Source organism: Rhizobiales bacterium NRL2, from assembly GCA_001664005.1.
In the GTDB taxonomy this organism is placed as follows: Bacteria; Pseudomonadota; Alphaproteobacteria; order Minwuiales; family Minwuiaceae; genus Minwuia.
Map to the genome: position 1 here is coordinate 2,028,804 of CP016093.1, position 23,130 is coordinate 2,051,933.

Consider the following 23,130-nt stretch of genomic DNA (forward strand, 5'->3'; position numbering starts at 1 on the left):
CCGTCACCGGTTCATGCGGATGCGGACGGAGAGCGCGTGCGCCGGCAGCCCCTCGGCGTCGGCCAGGGTCGCCGCCGCCGGTCCGATTTCGCCCAGGCTGGCGGCGTCGCAGCGCACGAAGGTGGTCCGCTTCATGAAGTCCAGCACGTTGAGACCGGAGGAAAAGCGGGCGCTGCGCGCGGTCGGCAACACGTGATTTGGCCCGGCCACGTAGTCGCCGATGGCTTCTGGCGTGTGCCGGCCCAGGAAGATGGCGCCGGCGTTCCGCACGCGCGCCATCATCGCGTCCGGGTCGTTCACCGCCAGTTCCAGGTGTTCCGGCGCGATCCGGTCGACCAGCGCCGGCGCGTCGTCGAGGGTATCCAGAACGATGATGGCGCCATGTGCCTCCCAGCTCGAACGCGCGATCGCGGCGCGGGGCAGGGTCGCGAGATGGTGTTCCACCGCCGCGGCGACGTCGTCGGCGAAGGCCCTGTCGTCAGTTATCAGGATGGCCTGTGCGGATTCGTCGTGCTCGGATTGCGACAGCAGGTCGGCCGCGATCCAGGCCGGATCATTCTCGCCGTCGGCGACCACCAGGATCTCGGAGGGACCGGCGATCATGTCGATGCCGACGGCGCCGAAGACCTGGCGCTTGGCCGCGGCCACATAGGCATTGCCGGGGCCGACGATCTTGTCCACGGCGGGGACGGCTTCCGTGCCATAGGCCAGCGCCGCGATCGCCTGCGCGCCGCCCAGGCGGTAGATCTCGGTCACGCCGGCATGCTCGGCTGCCGCAATCACCAGCGGATTGATGACGCCGTCCGGCGTCGGTACGGTCATGGCGATGCGCTCCACGCCCGCTACCTTCGCGGGGACCGCGTTCATCAGCACCGACGAGGGGTAGGCCGCGAGGCCGCCCGGCACGTAGAGGCCCACTGCGCCGATGGCGGTCCAGCGCGCGCCGAGTTCCACCCCGGCGGCATCGACCACACGGTCGTCGGCGGGCAGCTGGCGCTCGTGGAAGGCGGCGATACGCGTTGCCGCGAGTTTCATCGCCGCCAGCGTATCCGGTTCGCAATCGGCCTTGGCGGCCTCGATCTCGTCCGCGCCGATCCGGAACCGGGATGGGGTGAACTGCACCCGGTCGAAACGCGCCGTGTAGTCGATCAGCGCCAGGTCACCGCGCGTGCGCACGTCGGCGATGATCGCCTGTACCGTCTCGTCGACATCGGCGGCGGTTTCCCGCTTGTCGTCGAGCAACGCTCGGAAATCCGCCTCGAAGGACGCCGCGCTGCCGTCAAGCCGCCTTGGCATCGACCGCGCTCCTGAAGCTGTTGATCCAGCCGTGGATCTCCGCCGGCCGCGTCTTCAGCGCGGTGCGATTGACGATCAGCCGCGACGTGATGTCGGCGATCTGCTCCACCTCGACCAGGCCGTTGGCCTTCAGCGTCGAGCCGGTCGAGACCAGATCGACGATGCGGCGGCACAGACCCAGCGAGGGCGCCAGCTCCATGGCGCCGTTCAGCTTGATGCACTCGGCCTGGACGCCGCGGCGGGCGAAATGGCGCTGGGTGATGTTCGGGTACTTGGTCGCGACACGGACGTGCGACCAGCGCGAGGGGTCGTCGGTCTTCGATAGCTCCGCCGGCTCGGCGACCGCCATCCGGCAATAGCCGATGCCGAGGTCGAGCGGCGCGTATATGTCCGAATAGTCGAACTCCATCAGCACGTCGTTGCCGGCGACGCCGAGATGGGCGGCGCCGAAGGCGACGAAGGTCGCCACGTCGAAGGAGCGGACGCGAATGATGGAGATGTGCTCGTGATTGGTGCGGAAGGTGAGTTGGCGGCTGTCGGGATCGTCGAAGGCCGCTTCCGGCTCGATGCCGGCGGCGCGCACCAGCGGCATCGCCTCCTTCAGGATGCGGCCCTTCGGCAGGGCCAGAACGATCGGTTCTGCTTGGCTCGCGGCGGCGTTCATGGCGTTCTCTTGATCAGTCGCCGTCGCCGTTCTCCGTCTCGTGGCTCGGGCGGTTGGGCGTATACCAAGCACGGCCCATATCGTCCACCAGCACGTCGATGCACCCGGCGTCCAGCTTCAGCGCTGCGCCGCCCGCGAACTGGAGTTCCAGCACCGCGGCCGGCGGATCGGTGACCTCGGCCTCGATATTGAGCAATTCCAGCACGGTCTCTGGATCCGCGTCGGCGAGGCCGAGCGCGCTGACATTCTCGACATCGTTGAACTGCACGCCGGCGCGGATGCGGCTGCCGCCGCGGTCGCCCGGAAATTCGGTGTCTTCCCAGCGGAAGCGGTTGCACACGAAGGCGAAGCGCCGCGCCTTGCGGTCTAGCCCGATATCGCCGCGCTTGACCGTGGCGCTGGCCAGCGCCGCCGCGACGACGCGCAGGTCGTCCGGATCCACCGCGTGCAGTTTCAGCCGGGGCGGTTGCTCCGCCTTTGTTCTCCTGATTCTCATTGTCCGCTACCCGTGTCCCTCATTGCCCCTTCACGCGCTCGATATCGGCGCCGCAGGCCTCCAGCTTCTGTTCGAGCCGTTCGTAGCCCCGATCCAGATGGTATACGCGATTGACCTGTGTCTCGCCATCCGCCGCCAGACCCGCCAGCACCAGCGAGACCGATGCGCGCAGGTCCGTCGCCATGACCGGCGCGCCGCGAAGACGGCGCACGCCCCGCACCAGCGCCGAGGCGCCGTGCACGGTGATGTCCGCGCCCATCCGTCCCAGTTCGGGGACATGCATGAAGCGGTTCTCGAAGATCGTCTCGGTGATCATCGCCGCGCCGTGACTGATCGACATCAGCGCCATGATCTGCGCCTGCATGTCGGTCGGAAAGCCCGGATAGGGCTGGGTCATGACGTCAACGCCCAGTATGCCCTGGCCGTCGCGGCGGACGCGGATGCCGTCTTCCAGGAAGTCGACGGTCGCGCCGGACTTGCGAAGCGGCTTCATGATCGCCTCGACGATCTCGTGATTGGCGCCTTTCAGCATCAGGTCGCCGCCGGTGATTGCGCCGGCGACGGCGTAGGTGCCGGTCTCGATCCGGTCGGGCAGGACCGCGTGGTCGGCGCCGTGGAGCGCGTCGACGCCGTACACGGTCAGGCGGTCGGTGCCGCGGCCCTCGATCCGCGCGCCCATCGCCGTCAGCAGATCGATCAGGTCGGCGATCTCGGGTTCGCGCGCGGCGTTCTCCAGCACGGTCGTGCCGCTGGCCAGCACCGCCGCCATCAGCAGGTTCTCGGTGGCGCCGACGGAGATCTGGGGCATCGTGTAGACGGCGCCCGTCAGGCCCTTCGGCGCCTTCGCCCGGATGTAGCCGCCGTCGATCTCGATCTCCGCGCCCAGAGCCACGAGCCCGTCGATATGGATGTTCACCGGCCGCGTGCCGATGGCGCAGCCGCCGGGCAGGGAGACATCCGCCTTGCCGGTCCGGGCCAGCAGCGGACCGAGAACCAGCACGCTGGCGCGCATCTTCCGCACGATGTCGTATGGCGCGGTGGTGTCGGCGATGTCCGCCGCGCGCAGGGTCCACGCGCCGCCGCCCTGGTCGTCGGCCTCGACGCCGAGACAGCGCAGCAGTTCGGCCATGGTCCCGATGTCCATCAATGCAGGGACGTTCGACAGGCGCAGCGGCTTGTCTGTCAGCAGGCATGCGGCCATCAGCGGCAACGCGGCGTTCTTGGCGCCGCTGATCTCGATCGTGCCCCGCAGCGGCAGGCCCCCGCGGATCAGAATGCTGTCCATGAGTTCGCGACACCTCGAATCGGGTCCCGGCGCGCCCGGAACCGCTGGTTAGTTAGAAATCCGAGCGTGACGCGTCAACGTGGCGGCGATGTGGCCACGCCTGCCGGGTCAGTGCTTCTCGTCGTTCTTGATCGCCCGGCGCTTGCCGCCCGCGTCGGGCCGGCGGCGGCGCTTCAGATTCTCGCGCAGCTTCCGCGCCAGCCGTGCCGCCTTTTCTTCCTTCGCGTCGGGCTTCCGCTCCGTCATCGTGCGCATTCTCCGGCCTTCCGGCTCAGCGGCCCAGCCGGCTGCGGTTAAACTGTACGGTCCGCTCGTCCAGCCGGAACGCTGCAAGCACGCGGTGGTCGGACGCGAAACCGTTGCCGGCATAGGGAATGCGGATCTGCAGGCGCTGCGTCTTCTCGCCGGTGCGGCCATCGATCTCGACATTCATCTCGTAGTCGTCGCGGGCGGTCAGTACGCCGTCGCCGGACACGGTCGCGACCACAACCGGCACGTCGATATCGTCGACCAGCGAACCCTCCGCGCGCACCGCGGTGACGGTCAGCTCGATGGAGAAGTCGACGCGGGAAAAGCCCGTCGAAGACGCCTGACTCTTGTCATAGATGCAGGCTGAATTGCTGACGCTGAGGCGCGCCAGGGCCAGCAGCTTGCCGCTGGCGTCCTGTACCGGATAATCGGCCGCATCGGGCAGGACGCCGATCTTCGGGCAGGGCCCGGCTGCGGCGCTGCCCCCTCCGCAGCCGGAGAGCGCGAAGGCGCCGGCGCCAAGCATGGCGGCCACAATCAATGCGTTTCTTGCTTTCATCTGCTCTGAACTTGTTTCTGGACGTCGTCGGGATGGCTTCCGGACGAAGCGTATTCTTCCAGTCGGTTGACCATCGATTCGGGGGCGCGACCTTGTCGTCTGAGAGGCGGCAATGTAGATGAGGTGCCGGTGGTTCACAAGCCGCAAGCCCTGTCCGCGAAGGAGTAGCCGGTGACAGCGACGGAGCGAGCATTCAAGGAGATCCTGCTGGCCAATCCCCGCGGCTTCTGCGCCGGGGTCGAACGCGCCATCCAGGTGGTCGACAAGGCCCTCGACAAGTACGGGGCGCCTGTCTACGTGCGCCACGAGATCGTCCACAACCGTTTCGTGGTCGAAGGCCTCGAGAAGCGCGGCGCCGTGTTCGTCGAGGAACTGGACGAGGTGCCATCGGACGCCGTCGTGGTGTTCTCCGCCCATGGCGTGCCGAAATGGGTGCCCGAGGAGGCGCAGCGGCGCGAACAGTTCTATCTGGACGCGACCTGCCCGCTTGTCTCCAAAGTTCATGTCGAAGCGGAGCGCCATTACCGCAACGGCCGCCAGATCGTCATGATCGGCCATGCCGGCCACCCGGAAGTCATCGGCACGATGGGCCAGCTTCCCGACGGCGCCATTACCCTGATCGAGAACACCGAACAGGCCGATGCGCTGGAGGTGCCGGATCCGGAGAACCTGGCCTTCATCACCCAGACGACCCTGTCGGTCGACGACACGGCGGAGATCGTGGACACGCTGGTGCGGCGTTTTCCCACAATCCACCGGCCGCACAAGGAAGACATCTGCTACGCCACCACCAACCGGCAGGCGGCCGTGAAGGAGATCGCCAGCCGGTGCGACGTGGTTCTGGTGGTGGGCGCGCAGAACTCCTCGAACTCCAAGCGCCTGGTCGAGGTGGCCGAGAAGGCGGGCTGCCCGAAGGCCATTCTGGTGCCGCGCGCCGCCGAGCTCGACTGGAGCCTGGTCGATGGCGCGGGCATGATCGGATTGACGGCCGGTGCGTCGGCGCCCGACGTACTGGTGGAGGAGGTTCTGGAGGCCTTCCGCAGCCGCTATGACGTACAGGTGCGGGAGGTCGACGGCGTTCGCGAGGAGGTTGTCTTCCGGCTGCCCCGGGCCCTGCTCGACTGATCGGCAGGGACTTGGCGGTCTACACCGAGATCGGCGACGGGGAACTCGACGCCCTCCTCGCCGACTACGAGATCGGCGCGGCCATCGCCTGCACCGGAATCGCGGAAGGCGTGGAGAACTCCAACTTCCTGCTGCAGACCGATGCCGGCATGTTCATCCTCACGATCTACGAGAAGCGGGTGAAGCCCGACGATCTGCCCTGGTTTCTCGCGCTGCTTTCCCACCTGTCGGATCGTGGCGTTCCCTGTCCGGTGCCGGTCCCGCGCCGCGATGGCGGCGTGCTGAGCGATATCCGCGCCAAGCCGGCTGCGATCGTCTCCTTCCTGAAGGGCCGATGGCCGCGCAAGCCATTGCCGCGCCATGCCTGGGCCGTGGGCGACGCGCTGGCGTCGCTGCATCTGGCCGCGGCCGACTTCGGGCCGGAGCGGCCCAACAACCTGTCCGTCGGCGACTGGCGGCCGCTGGCCGAGCGTTGTGCGCCCGGCGCCGACGACGTGCGGTCCGGGCTGGCCGATGAGATCGCCAGCGAACTGGATGTGCTGGAGACGGCCTGGCCCCGCGATCTGCCCCGCGGCGTCATTCACGCCGACCTGTTTCCCGACAACGTCTTCTTCCTGGACGAGCGCCTGAGCGGGGTGATCGACTTCTACTTCGCCTGCAATGACATACTGGTCTACGACCTCGCCATCTGTCTGAACGCCTGGTGCTTCGAGCCCGATGGCGCGTTCAACACCACCAAGGCGCGGCAGATGCTGGGGGCGTACCGGGCCCGCCGGCCGCTCTCGAGGCCGGAATTCGACGCCTTGCCCATCCTGGCGCGGGGCGCGGCCATGCGGTTCCTGCTGACCCGGCTCTACGACTGGCTGAACCACCCGGAGGGTGCGTTCGTGACCCCGAAGAATCCGCTCGAGTACTGGCGCAAGCTGGATTTTCACCGTGGGGTCGGCGGGGCCGCCGCCTATGGGCTGGATTTCTGAGATGCGGCAGGTGGAGATCTGGACCGACGGCGCCTGCTCGGGCAATCCCGGGCCCGGCGGGTGGGGCGCGGTTCTGCGTTATGGCGAGCGCGAGAAGGAACTGAGCGGCGGCGAGGCTCAGACCACCAACAACCGCATGGAGATGACCGCCGCCATCGAGGCGCTGTCGCAGTTGAAACGGCCGTGCCGCGTCATACTGCATACGGACAGCCGCTACCTGATGGACGGAATCACCCGCTGGCTCCCGGGCTGGAAGGCCAGGGGATGGAAGACCGCAGCGAAGAAGCCTGTTCTGAACGAGGAACTCTGGCGCCAGCTCGACGACCTCAACCGTCGCCACGACATCGACTGGCGCTGGGTCAAGGGCCATTCAGGCCATGTCGAGAACGAACGCGCCGACCGCCTCGCGCGGGAAGCCATACCACGCTGATCGCGGCCTGAACTGCCGCGTGATCGTTGTCACGCTTTTCAGGGTTAACAGTCGCTTGACCATTCCCGGGCCGGGGTTGCGATTGATCCGACGCACCGCTCCCCTCAGAATTCAGCGGATGTTGCCCGGGCAACGGTAACGATCCTGGAAGGCAAGGGTGAAGGAACCTCGCAACATTCTCGCATTCCGTCCCAGGGAGCTGACGCCACAGCGCGTGCTGCGCGTGGTGATGGTGGATGACGACTACGAGGACTTCGTGGTGGTCAAGCGGATGCTGCGGTCCGCCGGAACATACAACCTCTTTCACATCGATAATGCCGAAGACGCGCAACGCATGCTGGCGAGCGGCGAGTTCGACGTCGCCCTGGTGGACCAGAACATCTCCGGCGGATCGGGGGCGGCTCTGATCGAGGCCCTGTCGCGCCCTTATCCGATCCTGCCGGTCATCCTGCTGGCCGAGGAGGGCGACGAGCAGTCGGAAGCCCTGGCGCTGGCCGCCGGGGCGGCCGATTATCTGGAGAAGCCCGATCTGTCCGCGCGCCTGATCGCGCGCTCCCTCCGCTATGCGCACGCGCAGTTCTCGACCGAGAAACGTCTGCGGGAGAGCGAGCACAAGATGCGCCTGGCCAAGGAACAGGCCGAGCGCGCCAACGCGGCCAAGAGCCAGTTCCTGGCGCACATGAGTCATGAATTGCGGACGCCGCTCAACGCTATCATCGGATTCTCCGAACTGATGCTGCACGGCGTGATGGGCCCGATCGGCAATGCCCGTTATCGCGGCTACGTCGCCGACATCGGGCAGAGCGGGCAGCATCTGCTGAACCTGATCAACGACATTCTGGACCTTTCGAAGATCGAGGCCGGGCGGATGAATTTCCATCCCGAGCCGGTCGACCTGAACGATCTGATCGAGCAGACGGCGCGGCTGATGCGCCAGCGTTTCGATGAGGCGCGCATCGACCTGCAGGTGGATCGGGGCAACGTCTCGGCGCTGATCGTCGACGTACGGGCGGTCCGGCAGATGATCCTCAACCTGCTGTCGAACGCGCTGAAGTTCACCCCGGCGGGCGGGCGCGTCACGCTGGCCTTCGAGGCGGAGGGCCCGCGGCCGGGTTTCAGCGTCACCGACACCGGTATCGGCATTCCCGAAGACAAGATGGAAACGGTGCTGGAGCCTTTCGGCCAGGTGGAGGAAGAGCTCTATCTGAACGAGGAGGGCACCGGCCTCGGCCTGCCCATCGTCAAGGCGCTCGTCGAAGCCCATGGCGGGCGGCTGGAGATCGAGAGCGCCCTGGGCAGCGGCACGCGGGCCGCCATCATTCTGCCGCCGGAACGGGTCGAACGCGCCGCCGGACGGAGCGCCTGAGCCTGCGCGCCACGAAAAAGGGGGCCGGAACCGGCCCCCTTTCCGCTGCAAGGGACCGTAGGGTCCCCTGATCGACCGGTTCAGAGCTTCTCGAGAATCGCGTCCGCGCCGGAGACCGTCAGTTCGCCGGGATTGCTCTCGACTCCCAGGTGCTCGACCTTGCCGTCGTTGACGATCATGGCGAAGCGGGTGGCGCGCTTGCCCATGCCGCGCGGCGTCAGGTCCAGTTCCAAGCCCAGCCGGGAGACATAGTCGCCGGAACCGTCGGCAAGCATCATCACCTTGCTGCCCACGGACTGGTCCTTGCCCCATGCGTTCATGACGAACACGTCGTTGACCGACAGGCAGGCGATGGTGTCGACGCCCTTCGCCTTCAGTTCGTCCGCGCGGGATACGAAGCCCGGCACATGCTTGGCCGAGCAGGTCGGCGTGAAGGCGCCGGGCACTGCAAACAGTACCACCTTCTTGCCGTCGAACAGGTCGCTGCTGGTGATCGGCGCCGGGCCGTCATCGGTCATCTGCATGAAGCCGCCTTCGGGCATCTTGTCGCCAACTTGGATAGTCATTTTTCTGCACCCCCTTCATGGATTTCGCGCCGCCCCGTTCTCGGGCAGCCAAAGCGCACTTAGTGTGATCATAGCCCAGTTTCCAGTTGCGGCGGCGATTGTCACCGTTTTCCGACCACCGCCGGGATCTCGGCGGCGTAGTCCCGGCCACTCAGCGTCAGGATCAGGCGCTTTCCTTCCAGAGCAATGTCGTCTCTGGCGCCGCCGATCGCCATGCGGCAGCGCGTGACCAGGTCAACGGCTTCGCAGCGTGGGTTGTGGAAATAGAGGTCGCGCGGGCCCTCGACAATCAGGTCGGGCTCCGACAGCGGCCGCGCGGTGCGGAAGCTGGCTTCGAGTTCGCCGCCTTCCGCCGAAAGCGTCTCGACCGTCAGACCGGACGGGGATTGTTCGGGCGCCCGGGCCAGAGCCGACGCAATGGCCGCGCCGTGACGGTTCTCGGGCAGCGGCCCGGCAGGCAGGTCAAGCGCCAGTTCGGCCTCGATCGGTACGCAGACCTCTGCGCAGGCGGCATAGGAGAGCGTCAGACGGATGCGCGTGGTTTCCCCCGGGGCGCGCTCGATGCGCACCGGCAGTACCGCTTCGCCGTGGTAGCCATAGGTCGTCAGGCCGTACAGGTCGAACCGCTCCGGCAGCGGCCAGGCGAGGTCGGCGCGGCCCAGACCGCTGCTCGCCGTCCAGTCGGGCACCGGGGGCAGTCCGGCGTCGCCGGGGCTCCGCCAGTAGGTCTTCCATTCGTCGGCCAGCACGAAATGCAGACCCAGCATGTCGCCTTCGCCGGGGACGTGGCCGGCGATCAGGCGCACTTCTGCCTCGGGGATGCCCGCCCAAGCGGAGACGGGATCCTGTTGCGCGTGCGCCGTGCCGTTGCCGGCGACGGTGGCGATGAACAGGACAAGAGCGAACGCGGTGGGGCGCATGTCGGTTCTATAATCACGCCCCGGCGCGGGCGCCAGTCGCATCCGCTCACGATGCCGTGGGGGAGAGTCCGGGGCGGCAGGACGCTTTGTCCGCTTGAAAGGCAGGGCCCGGCGTTTCATCCTCTGTGCATGAGTAGTGACAAGCAGAGCCGCGCGGCAGACAGCCTGGAAGGGCATCTGCTGATCGCCATGCCCTCGATGCCCGATCAACGCTTCGAGCATTCGGTCATATTCATGTGCGCCCACAGCGCCGAGGGCGGCGCCATGGGTCTGATCGTCAACAAGGCGCTGCCCAACCTCAGCTTCGGGGATCTCGCCAGCCAGCTCGATATCGGCGATGCCGAGGAGATGCCGCCGATCTCGATCCACTATGGCGGCCCGGTCGAGACTGGCCGCGGCTTCGTGCTTCACTCGCCCGACTACACGCGCGACGCCACGGTGGGCATGGGCGAGGGCGTGTCGCTGACGGCGACCGTCGACATATTGCGCGCGCTGGCCACCGGCGAGGGACCGCGCCAGGCCGTGCTGGCGCTTGGCTATGCCGGCTGGGCGCCGGGGCAGCTCGAGAGCGAGATGCAACGCAATGACTGGCTCCACTGTCCGGCGGATTCCGAGCTTGTCTTCGATCTGGCGCTGGACGACAAGTGGGCGGCGGCGGTACGGCGGATCGGCATCGATCCGGCGCTGCTTTCGACCGAGGCGGGGCGCGCCTGACCCCTGGGGTCGCCGCAATGAACCGGGGGAGGGGCCGAGGTGCAGATCAACGCGCAGGCGTTCACCATCAATGTCGACCAGGCGGTGCTCGACGATCTCGCGGCCCGGCTGGCGCGTACGCGTTTTCCTAACGAACCGGAAGGCGGCGGCTGGCACTACGGCACCGACCTCGCCTACATGCGCAGGCTCGTGGACCACTGGCGCAATGGCTATGACTGGCGCCGTTGGGAGACCGAGCTCAACCGCTGGCCGAACTACATCGCCCAGGTCGACGGCTTCGATATCCATTTCGTCTGCGAACCCGGTTCGGGGGCAAATCCGGAGCCGCTGCTGATCACCCACGGCTGGCCGGGTTCGACCTTCGAATTTCACCGCATCATCGAGCCGCTGGCCCATCCCGAGCGCTTCGGCGGCGATGCCGAGGACGGCTTCACGGTCATCTGTCCGTCACTGCCCGGCTATGGCTGGTCCAGCGCGCCGGCGGCGCCGATGCACCCGAAGAAGGTCGCCGATCTCTGGGCGGGGTTCATGACCGAGGTCTTCGGCGTGGAGCGCTTTTCGGCCCAGGGCGGCGACTGGGGCTCCATCGTCACCTCCTGGCTGGCACACCGCCACCCGGATCGGCTGAACGGCATCCACCTCAACATGGTGCCGCTGAAGCCGTATCTCGGCGAGGGCGCGCCCGCGCTGACCGAAGACGAGCGGGCCTGGATCGGCCGGTTCAGGAAGCGCACCGCTCATGCCATGGGCTATTTCCAGATCCAGGGCACCAAGCCGCAGACCCTGAACTACGGCCTGTCCGATTCGCCGGCCGGGCTGGCGGCCTGGATCATCGAGAAGTTCCAGCACCGCATGAAGGAGGGGCCGGGCGAACTCAGCCTGTTCCCGATGGACGAACTGCTGACCAACGTCATGATCTACTGGGTGAACAACGCCCACAACTCCGCGAGCTGGCTCTACACGGCCGTCATCCGAGAAGGCGGCATGGAGCTGAAACGGCGCGAGGACGGCGCCCCTGACCGCATCGAGGTGCCGACCGGCTTCTGCCTGTTTCCCTACGACCTGGTGCCGATCCCGCCCGAGAGCTGGCTGAAGCGCGCCTACGACGTGAAACGTTTCACTGCCCATGACGACGGCGGTCATTTCGCCGCTTTCGAGAAACCCGAGGAACTGGTGGCCGACATCCGCGCCTTCTTCCGGGGGCTGCGATGAGCGTGACAGAGACGCCGGAGGACCGCGCCCGGCACTATGAGAGCTATGAGGTCGGGCAGGTCTTTCACGGACCGGGCGTGACCCTGACAGAATCCGACATCATCGATTTCGCCTTCCGCTACGATCCGCAGCCGCATCACATCGACAAGGTGGCGGCGGACAAGTCCATGTATGGCGGGCTGATCGCCAGCGGCTGGCAGGTCGGCATCGTCGCCTTCCGCATGATGATCCAGGGCGGTTTCATCGGCAGCGCCTCCATGGGCGCGGGCGGACTCGAAAACCTGAAATGGCACGCGCCGGTCCGGCCCGGCGACACGATCTACGGCGAGGTCGAGGTGACGGACAAGCGCGAGAGCCGGTCGCGTCCGGGCCTGGGGCTTGTCTCGATGGATTGCCGCGTCTTCAACCAGCAGCGCGAACTGGTGTGTTCGTGGAACGCCGTGCAGTTCGTCATGAAACAGCCGGAGGAAGCGGCGTGATTCCCTGTCAGCGTCACCTGTTCGATATCCCGGAGGACCGGGCCTATCTCAATTGCGCCTATATGGGCCCGCTGATGCACGGTGTCGTCGAAGCGATGGCGAAGGGTACGACCCGCAAGGCCCGGCCATGGACCGTCTCGTCCGATGATTTCTTCACCGAGACCGAACACGCCCGTGGTCTGCTCGCACGCATGATCGACGCCACTGCGGATGACGTCGCCGTGGTGCCCTCGGCGAGCTACGGTCTGGCGGTGGCGGCCCGCAATATTCCTGTCGCGACAGGGCAGCGCATCATCGTGCTGAAGGACCAGTTTCCCTCCAACGTCTATGGCTGGCGGGAGCTGGCCAGGGCCCGGGGCGCCGAAGTCGTCACGCTTGAGCGCGGGCAGGACGGCGACTGGACCCGGGTCATCCTGGACGCGATCGATGAGCGCACCGCCCTGGCGGCGCTGGCGCAGAACCACTGGACCGACGGCAGTCTGATCGACCTGGAACAGGTGGGTGCGCGGCTGCGCGAAGTCGGCGCGGCGCTGGCGCTCGATCTGACCCAGTCCCTCGGCGCGATGCCGTTCTCCGTGCGCAAGGTACGGCCCGATTTCATGGTCGCCGCCTGCTACAAGTGGCTACTCGGCCCCTACAGCGTCGGTTTCCTCTACGCGGATCCGAAGTGGCATGGCGGCGAACCGATCGAGCAGAGCTGGATGACCCGCTCCAACGCCGAGGATTTCGCCGGTCTGGTGAAATATGTCGACGGCTTCCGTCCCGGCGCGCGCCGCTTCGACATGGGCGAGTTTTCCAATTTCGCCCTGATGCCGGGCGCCATCGCGGCGATGGAGCAGATCCTCGACTGGACGCCCGAGGCCATCTCGGAGACGCTGGGCGCCCGTACAGCCGACATCGCCGCGCGCGCCGCGCGGCTCGGCCTGTCGTCGCCGCCGGATGCCTCCCGCGCCCCGCATTTCCTGGGCCTCGGCTTCCCGGAGGCCCTGCCGCCCGGTCTTGTCGAGGCGCTGGCGGCGCGCAATGTCCATGTCAGCGTGCGTGGTCAGTCCATGCGGGTGACGCCGCATCTCTACAACAACAACGACGATGTCGCCCGGCTGATGGATGCGCTGGGCGCCGTGCTCTGAAGGGGGGATCATCGAACATGGAATATGTCCGTCTCGGCCGGACCGGCCTGAAGGTCAGCCGGCTCTGTCTCGGCTGCATGACCTATGGCGACCCTTCGCAGGGGCACCACAGCTGGGTGCTGCGCGAGGATGAATCGAAGCCGTTCTTCCGCGAAGCCTGGGAAGCGGGGATCAACTTCTTCGACACCGCCGACATGTACTCGATCGGCGCGTCCGAGGAAGTCACAGGGCGCGCGCTGAAGGAACTCGCGCCGCGCGATCAGGTCGTCATCGCCACCAAGGTCTTCAATCCGATGTCCGACGCGCCCAATGACCGGGGCCTGTCGCGCAAGCACATCATGGCCGGCATCGACGACAGCCTGCGCCGGCTCGACACCGATTATGTCGATCTCTACCAGATCCACCGCTTCGACTACGACACGCCCGTCGAGGAGACGATGGAGGCCCTGCACGACTGCGTGAAGGCCGGAAAGGTCCGCTATATCGGCGCGTCGTCCATGTGGGTCAGGCAGTTCATCGAGATGCAGCACGTGGCGCAGATGAACGGGTGGACCGAGTTCGTCTCCATGCAGAACTACTACAATGCCGCCTATCGCGAGGAGGAGCGGGAAGTCCTTCCCTGGTGCGAGGATACCGGCGTGGGCGTCATTCCGTGGAGCCCCATGGCCCGCGGGTTTCTGACCCGGCGGCCGGAAGGGAAGTCCATCGGCGGCACCGATCGCGCGAAGTCCGATCCGGTGGCCCAGCGCATCTTCGGCCGCGACGAGGACTTCGCGGTCGCCAATGCCGTCTGTGACGTGGCCGAGGCCAGGGGGCTGCCGCCGGCGCAGGTGGCGCTGGCCTGGGTGCTGAAGAACCCGGTCGTCACCGCACCGATCATCGGCGCCTCGAAGTCGGGCCATATCGCCGACGCGGTGGCTGCGCTCTCGGTCGAACTGAGTGCCGAGGAGTGCGAGAAGATCGAGAAGCCGTACCGTCCGCAATGGCCCAAGGGCCACAAGTAGGCGGAGAGAACTCCCGCCGCTCTAGGTGAACATGTCGGCGGTGACGGCCTCGTACCAGCCCTGGGCGTAATGGGCCTCGGCCGCGCGGAAGCCGGCGTCGGCGTCCATCGGACTGAGGCCGCCCGACCCCTCGACGCCGACGATGCCGTCATCGGCGGAGCTGCGATAGACCTTGGCGACCGAGATGCCATAGTCCGGCGCCAGGATGCTGTAGCAGGTATTGGCGAAGGATCCGGCGACCGGATCGCGCCCGGTCAGCGACGCGGCGACGTTCAGTGCGGCGATCTTGCCCTGGCTGTTGGCGGAGAAGCCGGACTTCGGCATGGCGCCGGCGATGGCCGCGTCACCGATGATATGGATGTCGCGGGCCATCCGGCTCTCGAAAGTCACCGGGTTGACGGGGCACCAGCCGTCCTCGTTCGCCAGTCCGGCATTGCCGGCGATGACGCCCGCGAACTGCGGCGGGATGATGTTGACCACCGCGCCGGTGTATCGCGCGCCGAAGGCGGTTTCGACTTCCCGCCGTTCCGGATCGACGCGGACGACGCGGCCGTCGTCGGCGGCGTTCAGATACTCGATCATGCCCGGATAGAGGCGCTCCCAGGCCTGCTTGAACAGGGCTTCCTTGGAGAACGTCGTCTTCGGATCGAGAATCAGGATCTTCGAGCGCGGCTTACGGGTCTTCAGGTAGTGCGCGATCATGGAGGCGCGCTCATAGGGACCCGGCGGGCAGCGGAACGGGTCCATCGGCGGGGCAATGATGACCAGGCCGCCATCCTCCATCTCGCGCAGCTGGTCGCGGAGTTCGCGGGTCTGCGGTCCTGCCTTCCAGGCGTGGGGCATGGTACGCATCGCCGCCCGGTCATAGCCTTCGATGGCCCGGAAGTCGAAATCGACGCCCGGCGAGACGATGGCCTTGTCGAAGCCGATCTCCGGCCCGTCGGCCAGCCGCACGGTGCGCGCGCTGGGGTTCAGGCGTCCGGCCCGCTGGTGAATGACATCGATGCCCCAGCGCTTCGACAGCGCCAGATAATTGTGCGCGATCGAATTGAGCGGCCTGAGCCCGCCGATCACCAGGTTGCTGAACGGACAGGTGTGGAAGACCCGGTTCTGCTCGATCAGCGCGACCGACAGTTTCGGCTCGAACTTTCGGACGTATTTCGCGGCGGTCGCGCCGCCGAAGCCGCCACCGATGACGACGACGTCATAGCGGCGCTGCGCCGCCGCCTTGCCAGAGACCATGATGGTGACGCCGGTGGCCAGCGCCGCCTTGCCGAAGCCGCGGCGGGAGAGTTTCTTCATAGCGCTGCCCTATCTCAACCGGTCGAAGTGCGCCGCCATCAGCGCGATTTCCTCGTCGGAGTAGCCCGTGGCGATACGGCCCATGACGGTCGAAGGCCGCTCGCCGGAGCGGAACTCCCGCATTGCCCGGGCGATGTAGTCCCGGTCATGGCCGTCCAGCGCCGGCATCGCGCCGGGGCTCCTGCCGTCAGTGCCGTGGCAGCCGGCGCAGGACAGCGCCAGCACTGCGCCGCGGCTGCGTTCCTGGGCTTGCGAATGGTCGGTAAGGGTCAGGATCGAGAGAACGAAACCAAGCAATAACAGTCTCATCGGGCCAGACCCTCATAGACGGCTTCACGGAACGGGCGGCGCAGACGATAGGCTTTCGAGGGCATGTACTGGGTCAGCAGGACCGCCGTGGCCCTGTGCTCCGGCGCGTTGAAGAAGAAGGTGCCGGCCGCGCCCGACCAGCCATATTCGCCGGCCGGTCCGCCGGTCGACGCTTTCACCGGGTCGGCGACCACACTCATGGTCAGGCCGAAACCGAAGCCCTCCCAGCGGTCGCCGCTGAATTCCTCGACGCCCATCCCGGCCATGTCGCAGCCGCCGGGAAGGTGATTGCGCGTCATCTCGGCGACGGTTTCCGCCGCCAGCAGGCCGCGTCCGCCGTCCATCAGCATCCGGGCGAAAGCCAGGTAATCGTCCAGGGTGGAGACGAGGCCGCCGCCGCCCGAGGGAAAGGATGGCGGCGCCAGGAAGCGGCTGTCGTCCCAGCGGTCGATCGGCGCGTTGGCTCCGTCGTCCGGCGCGGGATAGACCGAACAGAAGCGGTCCTTCCTGGCGGCCGGAAGCAGGAAGCCGGTGTCCGCCATGCCGAGGGGACGGAAGATCCGCTCTTCCAGGAACCGGTCGAAGGGCTGTCCGCCCGCCACTTCGACGATCCGGCCCAGCAGATCCTGGGCCATGGAATACTGCCAGCGGGTCCCGGGTTCGAAATCCACCGGCAGGGAGGCGAGACGGTCGGTGATATCGGTCAGGCTGCCGCTGCTGCGCATGCCTTCAAGGCCCGCGTCCCTGTACATCCCGGCGAGCGGGCCGTCGTAAGACAGCGGCAGGGTGAGGCCGGCGGTATGGGTCAGCAGGTGGCGGATGGTCATCGGCGTCTGCGCCGGCCGCGTCGCGCCGTCGGGCTGCAGCACCTTCAGGTCGCGGAACGCCGGCAGGAAGTCGGAGACCGCGGTGTCGAGCTCGAAACGGCCCTCGTCGCGCAGCATCATCACCGCGACGCCGGTCACGGGTTTGGTCATCGAATAGATGCGGAAGATCGTGTCCCGGGTCATCGGCCGGCCGCTCTCCCGGTCCTTCACGCCGTCCATGAACAGGTGCCGCACGCCGCCGTCGTCAGCCACGCAACCGATCACGCCGGCCAGTTTCCCGTCCCGTACATGGCCGGCCAGCAGCCGGTCGAAGCTCTGAAATCCCGGTTCCGTCAATTCCGCCTCCCGTAGCGCGGCCCAATCATGTGACAATCGGCGCCGTCATGAAAGGCAGGGGGACGAAATGACGGTAACGGCGACCGATCACAGTGTGGCGAGCGGACGCGAGGGGCTGAACGTCCTGGTCCGCAACAAGCGCGGCGGTTCGGGCCCGCCGGTGCTGTTCGTCCATGGCGCAACCTATCCCTCCACGATCATGTTCGACTATCCCGTCGACGGCGTTTCCTGGCTGGACTGGATGGCGGATCAGGGTTTCGACGCCTGGTGCGTCGACCTTCTGGGCTATGGCGGCGCGGACCGTCCGCCGGAAATGCAACAGGCTGCCGAGGCCAACGGCCCCATCGTCGACACGGCCGAGGCCGTCGGCGACGTGAAACGCGTGATCGACTTCATCCTGGCCGAGCGCGGCGTCGGGCAACTCGACCTGCTCGGCTATTCCTGGGGCACCGCGATCGGCGGTCAGGTCGCCGGCGACATGCCGGAGAAGATCCGGCGGCTGGTGCTGGCCGGCGCGCTCTGGCTGCGGTCGGGCAATGTCCAGATCGCGGTCCCGGGCCAGCTCGGGGCCTACCGCACGGTCGATGCCGATGCCATTGTCAATCGCTGGACCGTGGACCTGGACGACGCCCAGCGGAAAGCGATCGCACCCGCCGAGCGGCTGCGCGACTGGGCGGAGGCGGCAGTGGCCACGGATCCGGAATCGGTCCGCCACGATCCGCCGCGTCTGCGCGCCCCGACCGGCGTGGTCAAGGACGTGCAGCAGCACTGGCTGAAGGGCGATCCGACCTACGATCCCGGCCGGATCCGCTGCCCGACAATGGTTGTCGTCGGCGAATGGGACCGGGAGACGACGCCGGAGCAGGGGCTGGAAGTCTTTTCCCGACTGACGGGCACGGCGGAGCGGCGCTTCACCATGATCGGCGGCGGTACGCATTCGCTGCTTCTGGAGAACCAGCGCCACCAGCTCCGCGACGTGGTGGCCGGTTGGCTGTCGGGGTAAACCCGATCGCCCGTTCCGGGGATTGACCCCGGAACCCAGCCCAGCGCGAGATCGCTGCCGGGCCCCGGGATCAAGTCCCGGGGCGCACACTCAACTGTCAGCTACCCCCGCCAGCCAGGCCTTGAGCGGCGCCTCGAATCCGGGAATGGACTTGTAGCGGCGCATCCCCTCAGACATGCCATCTATGGCCGCGGCGAGGTCGCGGGCGCGTTCCGGCGTCGTCACCACGTCCCGCAGGCGCGCCTGGTGAATGCGGACGGTGAACACTGTCGTCTCCGTCTTCGGCAGCAGCCGAAGCGTCTGACGTTCCACACGGAACCAGAGTTCGTCGCCGATATTGTCGGCGTTGAGCCCGCGGCCGGCGTTCGGATCGTTATGGCCGCCCGGCTGATGCAGGGCCGGGTCGTCCAGCAGGGAGAAGTTCAGCCGCCAGAGCAGCCGGTCGGGCGTGAGTCCGGCGAACAGCCGGTCCATCTGCCGCGACAGCCGGTCGGCATAGCCGGGCACGGGCTCGTGAATGCCGGCCAGCGCCTTGCCCATCTTGTCGGCGAGCCGCCAGCGCGTCGGGAAGCCGAGCAGGCCGGCGACCAGGCGATGACCTTCCGGCGACGGCTGGAGCAGCAGGACGTCTTCCTGGACCAGGCTCGCGGCCGCCGTCAGCGGCCTGGCGGGGTCCGGCTGCACCGTCTCGCCGGTGGCAGCCACGCGCAGGCCCTCCGACGTGGGGCTGTAGCGGTCTGCATGATGCGCGAGGAGGTGGGCCGAGAGCGTCTCGATCAATTCGGCCTGGCCGGCCTCGGAATCGGGAAGGGCGAGGAAGACTCCGTTCCGATTCACGTCCAGAAGGTGTTTCTTTTCAGCAATTTCCGCAGCGAAGTTCGAGTCGATTTCGATCCAGTCGGCCGGCTGCAGAACCTTCAGTCCCAGCGACGGGCGGTATTGTCCGCCTTCGGCCGGGAAATAGGGAATCACGACCCGCTCCTGGACCCTTCGACGGACTTCTCCCCGGTCTCCGGTTCCTTCTGATAGCGGTAGACCACCCGCATCTGCCACAGCGCGAAGGCGATGGTGATCGGCATGATGCCGAAGACCTTGAAGCTGACCCAGAAATCGGTCGAGAAACTGCGCCAGACGATCTCGTTGACGATCGCGAGGAAGACGAAGAAGCCGGCCCAGCGCCAGGTCAGGACGCGCCAGCCCTTGTCGGAGAGTGAGAAGGCGGCGCCGAAGATGTACTTCAGAAACAGTTGTCCGAAGGCGAGCCCGGCCAGAAGCGCCGCGGCGAACATCGAGTTCACGATGGTCGGCTTCAGCTTGATGAACAACTCGTCATGCAGGTAGAGCGTCAGCCCGCCCATGATCAGCACCAGCACGCCGGAGACCAGCGGCATCACCGGCGGCCGGCGTTCGATCGAGATGGCCACGGCCAGCGAGATCGCGATGGCGATCATGAAGGCGCCGGTGGCCCAGAAGATGTTCTGCGGCTCGGCATTGCCGAAGATGTTGTGCGACTGGCTGTTGACCAGGAAAAAGACGCCGAGAGGGCCGACCTCGGTCGCGACCTTCAGGCCCTGGCCCATATGGCGGCGGCGCGGCTTCACGGCGGTCTCGCTCATCGTTCAGTCGTCTCCCAGGCCGCAGAGCGCGCGGGCGAAGTCGCGCGCGTCGAAGGGTTTCAGGTCCTCGGCCTGTTCGCCGACGCCGATGAAGTGGACCGGCAGGCCGAACTTCTCGGCCACGGCCACCAGGACGCCGCCGCGGGCGGTCCCGTCCAGCTTGGTCATGACAAGTCCGGTCACGTTGCAGACCTGCTGGAAGACCTCCACCTGATTGACCGCGTTCTGGCCGGTCGTCGCGTCGAGCACCAGCAGCACCGAATGTGGCGCGGTTTCGTCCTGCTTTTTCAGCACGCGGACGATCTTCTCCAGTTCGGCCATCAGGTTGGCCTTGTTCTGCAGCCGCCCGGCCGTATCGATCAGCAGCAGGTCCGCGGCCTGTTCCCGCGCTGTCTTCAGCGCGTCGAAGGCGAGGCCGGCAGCGTCCGCGCCCTGGTCGCGGGCGACGACTTCTGCGCCCGTGCGCTCGCCCCAGATCTTCAGCTGTTCGATGGCGGCAGCCCGGAAGGTATCGCCGGCGCAGAGCACCACCTTGCGGCCATTGCCACGCTCGTGATGGGCGATCTTGCCGATCGTCGTCGTCTTGCCGGTACCGTTCACGCCGACGACGAGGACCACGTGCGGCTTCGCCGCGGGGTCGATCTCCAGCGGCCGCGCTACCGGTTCCAGCGTCTTCGCGACTTCGGTGGCCAAGGCTTCGCGGATCTCGCCTTCGTCGACGTCCTTGTCGTAGCGGGTCCGCGCGATCTCCCGGGTAATGCGGCCCGCCGCCTGAACGCCCAGATCCGCGCGAATCAGCACGTCCTCAAGGTCCTCGAGGGCCTCGTCGTCCAGTTTGCGCTTCGTGAACAGCGCCGAGAGGTTGCCGGTAAGCTGGCTCGCCGACCTGGCGAGGCCGGAGCGGAGCCGGCCGAACCAGCCCTTGCGTTCGCCGTCCGCCATCAGGCCGCCTCCGCCAGCAGGGTCTCGCCGCTCACCGAGGCGCCGCGGGCGCGGACGATCTGGCCCGGCTCGGCGTCGCGGTCCAGTTCGACGGCGGCGAAGTGTGCGGAATGCCCGCGCCGGTCGCGCTCGACCAGCACCTCGACCGGCCGGCCCACCTGTTCGGCGAGGTGCGCCGCAGCGGCGGCAGCGCCCTTCTCGCGCAATCGCGCCGCGCGTTCCTTGCGTTCGGCCTTCGCCACCGCAGGCATCTTCGCCGCCGGCGTGCCGGGGCGTTCCGAATAGGGGAAGACATGCAGCCAGGTCAGGCCACAGTCGTCGACGAGGTTCAGGGTGTTGCGGAACATGGCCTCCGTCTCGGTCGGGAAACCCGCGATCAGGTCGGCGCCGAAGACGATATCGGGACGGAGCGCACGCGCCCGTTCGCAGAAGCGGACGGCGTCGTCGCGGTCGTGCCGGCGCTTCATGCGCTTCAGAATCATGTCGTCGCCCGCCTGGAGCGAGAGGTGCAGATGCGGCATCAGCCGCGGCTCCTCCGCGATCAGCCGCCAGAGATCGTCGTCCACCTCGACCGGGTCGATGGAGGAGAGCCGGAGCCGTTCCAGTTCCGGGATCTGGGCGAGCAGCCGCCGGCAGAGCTGGCCAAGGGTCGGCCGGCCCGGCAGGTCGGGGCCGTAGGAGGTGATGTCGACGCCGGTCAGCACGATCTCGCGTACGCCTCCGGCGATCAGCTTGCGCGCCTCGTCGACCACCTGGCCGACCGGGGCCGAGCGCGAATTGCCGCGGCCGAAGGGAATGATGCAGAAGGTGCAGCGGTGGTCGCAGCCGTTCTGGACCTGCAGGAAGGCGCGGGCGCGGCCGTCGAAACCCTCGATCAGGTGCCCGGCGGTTTCCTCCACCGTCATGATGTCGTCGACCAGGATCGGTTCGTTGCGTCCGTTCAGGAAGGAGCGGGCCTCCAGCTTCTCCCGGTTGCCGACAACGCGGGTGACCTCGGGCATGGCGGCCCAGCTCTCGGGCGCGATCTGCGCCGCGCAGCCGGTGACGACGATCTCCGCCCCCGGGTGTTCCCGGCGCAGCCGGCGGATGGTCTGGCGCGCCTGGCGCTCGGCCTCGGCGGTGACGGCGCAGGTGTTGACCACGACCACGTCGTCGCGTCCGGCCAGGGTCGGGTGCCCGCGCATGACTTCGGATTCGTAGGCGTTGAGCCGGCAGCCGAAGGTGACGATCTCGGGACCGTTCATGCCGCCTCCGCGCCGGCGAGCATTTCCGCGTCGATCTCGCCGCGATAGCTGAGGCTCGCCGGGCCGGTCATCAGGATCTCGCCCTGGTCGTTCATGTCCATCCACAGCGGTCCGCCATCCAGGTCGATACGCGCCGGGCCCCGGACGAGATCGCGCAGGCGCGCGGCGGCGTAGGTCGCACAGGTGCCCGAGCCGCAGGCCTGGGTGATGCCCGCGCCGCGTTCGAAGACCCTGAGCCGGATCGAACCGTCGGCGCGCACGCTCGCCACCGAACAATTGGCGCGGTCGGGAAACAGTTCGTGGCGCTCGACGAGCGGTCCGACGACTTCCAGCGGCACGGCCTCGGCATCGTCGACGAAGAAGACCGCATGCGGGTTGCCCATGGATAGCGCCACCGGGTCGCTCAGCCGGCAGCCGCCGGCCTCGATCGTGAGGTCCACGTGGAGCGTGTCCATCGCCCGCGCCAGCGGCACGTCGCGCCAGCCGGTGCGCGGCGCGCCCATGTTGACGGTCACCAGACCTTCCGGCGCGCGGCAGGCGCGGAGCAGGCCGCCTGGACTGTCGATCCCGACTTCCGCCGCGCCGCTCTCCTCCAGCAGCAGCCGCGCGACGCAGCGTGTGCCGTTGCCGCAGGCGCCGGCGGACGAGCCGTCCGAATTGTCGATCCGCATGTAGCAGGCGGCGGCGTCGCTGGGCAGCAGGGTGAGCAACTGGTCGAACCCCACGCCGCGGCGGCGGTCGCCGAGACGCCGGATCGTCTCCGGCGTCAGCGCGATCGAATGGCGGCGCGCGTCCAGCACGACGAAGTCGTTGCCCAGACCATGCATCTTTATGAAGGGCAGGGGATTCATGGTGCGCCTTATATGGGCCGAGCGGCGGTCCTGTCCATCGCCTCCGGCCTTGCGCCGGTCCCCGAACGAACAGGGACCCGCGGCCGGATACAAGGCCGCGGGTCCCTGATTTTTGGCGCGAGGGAGGGGAGGTTCCCTGCGCCGGTGTTCTCCGGCCGCTGTTTGGGGAGGAGAGGCCCGGAGAAACCCTGTTGCCGGAAACGACCGATGGTCGCGCCGGAATTTCGA

25 protein-coding genes are annotated in these 23,130 nt (G+C 67.4%); 10 read left to right on the top strand and 15 right to left on the bottom strand.

The genetic code is table 11. From position 1 onward, the window contains the following. Positions 1-3: 3 nt before the first annotated feature. The 5 genes from TEF_09390 to TEF_09410 form a co-directional block, all read right to left on the bottom strand. Positions 4-1,296, bottom strand: a complete 1,293-nt coding sequence (locus tag TEF_09390; protein ID ANK80985.1) for a histidinol dehydrogenase — start codon at positions 1,294-1,296, stop codon at positions 4-6. Beyond that, on the bottom strand, positions 1,280-1,960 hold the full coding sequence (locus TEF_09395; GenBank protein ANK80986.1) for an ATP phosphoribosyltransferase: 681 nt from the start codon (positions 1,958-1,960) through the stop codon (positions 1,280-1,282). Before TEF_09395 ends, TEF_09390 begins: the two co-directional genes overlap by 17 nt. A 13-nt stretch (positions 1,961-1,973) precedes the next feature. Next, positions 1,974-2,456 (bottom strand): hypothetical protein, encoded by a 483-nt coding sequence (locus tag TEF_09400; protein ANK80987.1) that lies wholly within the window; start codon positions 2,454-2,456, stop codon positions 1,974-1,976. A gap of 19 nt (positions 2,457-2,475) precedes the next feature. After that, positions 2,476-3,741: a UDP-N-acetylglucosamine 1-carboxyvinyltransferase gene (locus TEF_09405; protein ANK80988.1), complete on the bottom strand. Its 1,266-nt coding sequence runs from the start codon at positions 3,739-3,741 to the stop codon at positions 2,476-2,478. A 271-nt stretch (positions 3,742-4,012) separates the two neighbouring features. Next, entirely contained in the window at positions 4,013-4,531 is a 519-nt protein-coding gene (locus TEF_09410; protein ANK80989.1) for a hypothetical protein, read from the bottom strand. Positions 4,532-4,750: 219 nt separating this feature from the next. Here TEF_09410 and TEF_09415 point away from each other — a divergent pair, with 219 nt between their 5' ends. The 4 genes from TEF_09415 (at position 4,751) to TEF_09430 (ending at position 8,447) form a co-directional block, all read left to right on the top strand. Then, entirely contained in the window at positions 4,751-5,674 is a 924-nt protein-coding gene (locus tag TEF_09415; GenBank protein ANK83389.1) for a 4-hydroxy-3-methylbut-2-enyl diphosphate reductase, read from the top strand. 11 nt (positions 5,675-5,685) lie between these two features. Next, positions 5,686-6,651 (top strand): homoserine kinase, encoded by a 966-nt coding sequence (locus TEF_09420; GenBank protein ANK80990.1) that lies wholly within the window; start codon positions 5,686-5,688, stop codon positions 6,649-6,651. A gap of 1 nt (position 6,652) precedes the next feature. Then, a complete protein-coding gene (locus TEF_09425) occupies positions 6,653-7,081 on the top strand; it encodes a ribonuclease HI (GenBank protein ANK80991.1) in 429 nt (142 codons plus the stop codon). 214 nt (positions 7,082-7,295) lie between these two features. Beyond that, positions 7,296-8,447, top strand: a complete 1,152-nt coding sequence (locus TEF_09430) for a hypothetical protein (protein ID ANK80992.1) — start codon at positions 7,296-7,298, stop codon at positions 8,445-8,447. A gap of 80 nt (positions 8,448-8,527) precedes the next feature. Here TEF_09430 and TEF_09435 read toward each other — a convergent pair whose 3' ends face one another. Beyond that, on the bottom strand, positions 8,528-9,013 hold the full coding sequence (locus TEF_09435; GenBank protein ANK80993.1) for a hypothetical protein: 486 nt from the start codon (positions 9,011-9,013) through the stop codon (positions 8,528-8,530). A gap of 101 nt (positions 9,014-9,114) precedes the next feature. Further along, positions 9,115-9,933 carry a hypothetical protein gene (locus TEF_09440; protein ANK80994.1) on the bottom strand — a complete coding sequence of 273 codons (819 nt, stop codon included), beginning with the start codon at positions 9,931-9,933 and terminating at the stop codon, positions 9,115-9,117. Positions 9,934-10,062: 129 nt separating this feature from the next. Between TEF_09440 and TEF_09445 the strand changes: the two genes are divergently transcribed. Genes TEF_09445 through TEF_09465 form a run of 5 tightly spaced genes read left to right on the top strand, consistent with a single transcriptional unit; the run spans position 10,063 to position 14,472 of the window. Next, the gene (locus TEF_09445; GenBank protein ID ANK80995.1) at positions 10,063-10,647 is read left to right on the top strand and encodes a hypothetical protein; all 585 of its coding nucleotides are present in this window, start codon (positions 10,063-10,065) and stop codon (positions 10,645-10,647) included. 45 nt (positions 10,648-10,692) lie between these two features. Further along, on the top strand, positions 10,693-11,859 hold the full coding sequence (locus TEF_09450) for a hypothetical protein (GenBank protein ANK83390.1): 1,167 nt from the start codon (positions 10,693-10,695) through the stop codon (positions 11,857-11,859). After that, complete coding sequence (locus tag TEF_09455) at positions 11,856-12,338, top strand: hypothetical protein (GenBank protein ID ANK80996.1); 483 nt, start codon at positions 11,856-11,858, stop codon at positions 12,336-12,338. Before TEF_09450 ends, TEF_09455 begins: the two co-directional genes overlap by 4 nt. Then, complete coding sequence (locus tag TEF_09460; GenBank protein ANK80997.1) at positions 12,335-13,468, top strand: aminotransferase; 1,134 nt, start codon at positions 12,335-12,337, stop codon at positions 13,466-13,468. Before TEF_09455 ends, TEF_09460 begins: the two co-directional genes overlap by 4 nt. Before the next feature lie 17 nt (positions 13,469-13,485). Continuing rightward, entirely contained in the window at positions 13,486-14,472 is a 987-nt protein-coding gene (locus tag TEF_09465; protein ID ANK80998.1) for a hypothetical protein, read from the top strand. Positions 14,473-14,493: 21 nt separating this feature from the next. Here TEF_09465 and TEF_09470 read toward each other — a convergent pair whose 3' ends face one another. Genes TEF_09470 through TEF_09480 form a run of 3 tightly spaced genes read right to left on the bottom strand, consistent with a single transcriptional unit; the run spans position 14,494 to position 17,282 of the window. Then, positions 14,494-15,774: a hypothetical protein gene (locus TEF_09470; GenBank protein ID ANK80999.1), complete on the bottom strand. Its 1,281-nt coding sequence runs from the start codon at positions 15,772-15,774 to the stop codon at positions 14,494-14,496. A gap of 9 nt (positions 15,775-15,783) precedes the next feature. Next, entirely contained in the window at positions 15,784-16,083 is a 300-nt protein-coding gene (locus TEF_09475) for a hypothetical protein (protein ID ANK81000.1), read from the bottom strand. After that, the gene (locus TEF_09480) at positions 16,080-17,282 is read right to left on the bottom strand and encodes a hypothetical protein (GenBank protein ANK81001.1); all 1,203 of its coding nucleotides are present in this window, start codon (positions 17,280-17,282) and stop codon (positions 16,080-16,082) included. Before TEF_09480 ends, TEF_09475 begins: the two co-directional genes overlap by 4 nt. Positions 17,283-17,313: 31 nt before the next feature. On the opposite strand from TEF_09480, the gene TEF_09485 reads away from it, so the two are divergent. Then, the gene (locus tag TEF_09485; GenBank protein ID ANK81002.1) at positions 17,314-18,249 is read left to right on the top strand and encodes a hypothetical protein; all 936 of its coding nucleotides are present in this window, start codon (positions 17,314-17,316) and stop codon (positions 18,247-18,249) included. Positions 18,250-18,339: 90 nt separating this feature from the next. On the opposite strand, the gene TEF_09490 is transcribed toward TEF_09485, so the two are convergent. Genes TEF_09490 through TEF_09510 form a run of 5 tightly spaced genes read right to left on the bottom strand, consistent with a single transcriptional unit; the run spans position 18,340 to position 22,902 of the window. Then, a complete protein-coding gene (locus tag TEF_09490; protein ANK83391.1) occupies positions 18,340-19,176 on the bottom strand; it encodes a hypothetical protein in 837 nt (278 codons plus the stop codon). Between the two features lie 41 nt (positions 19,177-19,217). Continuing rightward, the gene (locus TEF_09495; GenBank protein ANK81003.1) at positions 19,218-19,865 is read right to left on the bottom strand and encodes a septation protein A; all 648 of its coding nucleotides are present in this window, start codon (positions 19,863-19,865) and stop codon (positions 19,218-19,220) included. 3 nt (positions 19,866-19,868) lie between these two features. Continuing rightward, on the bottom strand, positions 19,869-20,807 hold the full coding sequence (locus tag TEF_09500) for a signal recognition particle-docking protein FtsY (protein ANK81004.1): 939 nt from the start codon (positions 20,805-20,807) through the stop codon (positions 19,869-19,871). Further along, on the bottom strand, positions 20,807-22,051 hold the full coding sequence (locus TEF_09505; protein ID ANK81005.1) for a tRNA (N(6)-L-threonylcarbamoyladenosine(37)-C(2))-methylthiotransferase MtaB: 1,245 nt from the start codon (positions 22,049-22,051) through the stop codon (positions 20,807-20,809). Before TEF_09505 ends, TEF_09500 begins: the two co-directional genes overlap by 1 nt. After that, positions 22,048-22,902, bottom strand: coding sequence for a diaminopimelate epimerase (locus TEF_09510; protein ANK83392.1), 855 nt, complete (start codon positions 22,900-22,902; stop codon positions 22,048-22,050). The genes TEF_09505 and TEF_09510 overlap by 4 nt, the downstream gene beginning before the upstream one ends. Between the last annotated feature and the right edge of the window lie 228 nt (positions 22,903-23,130).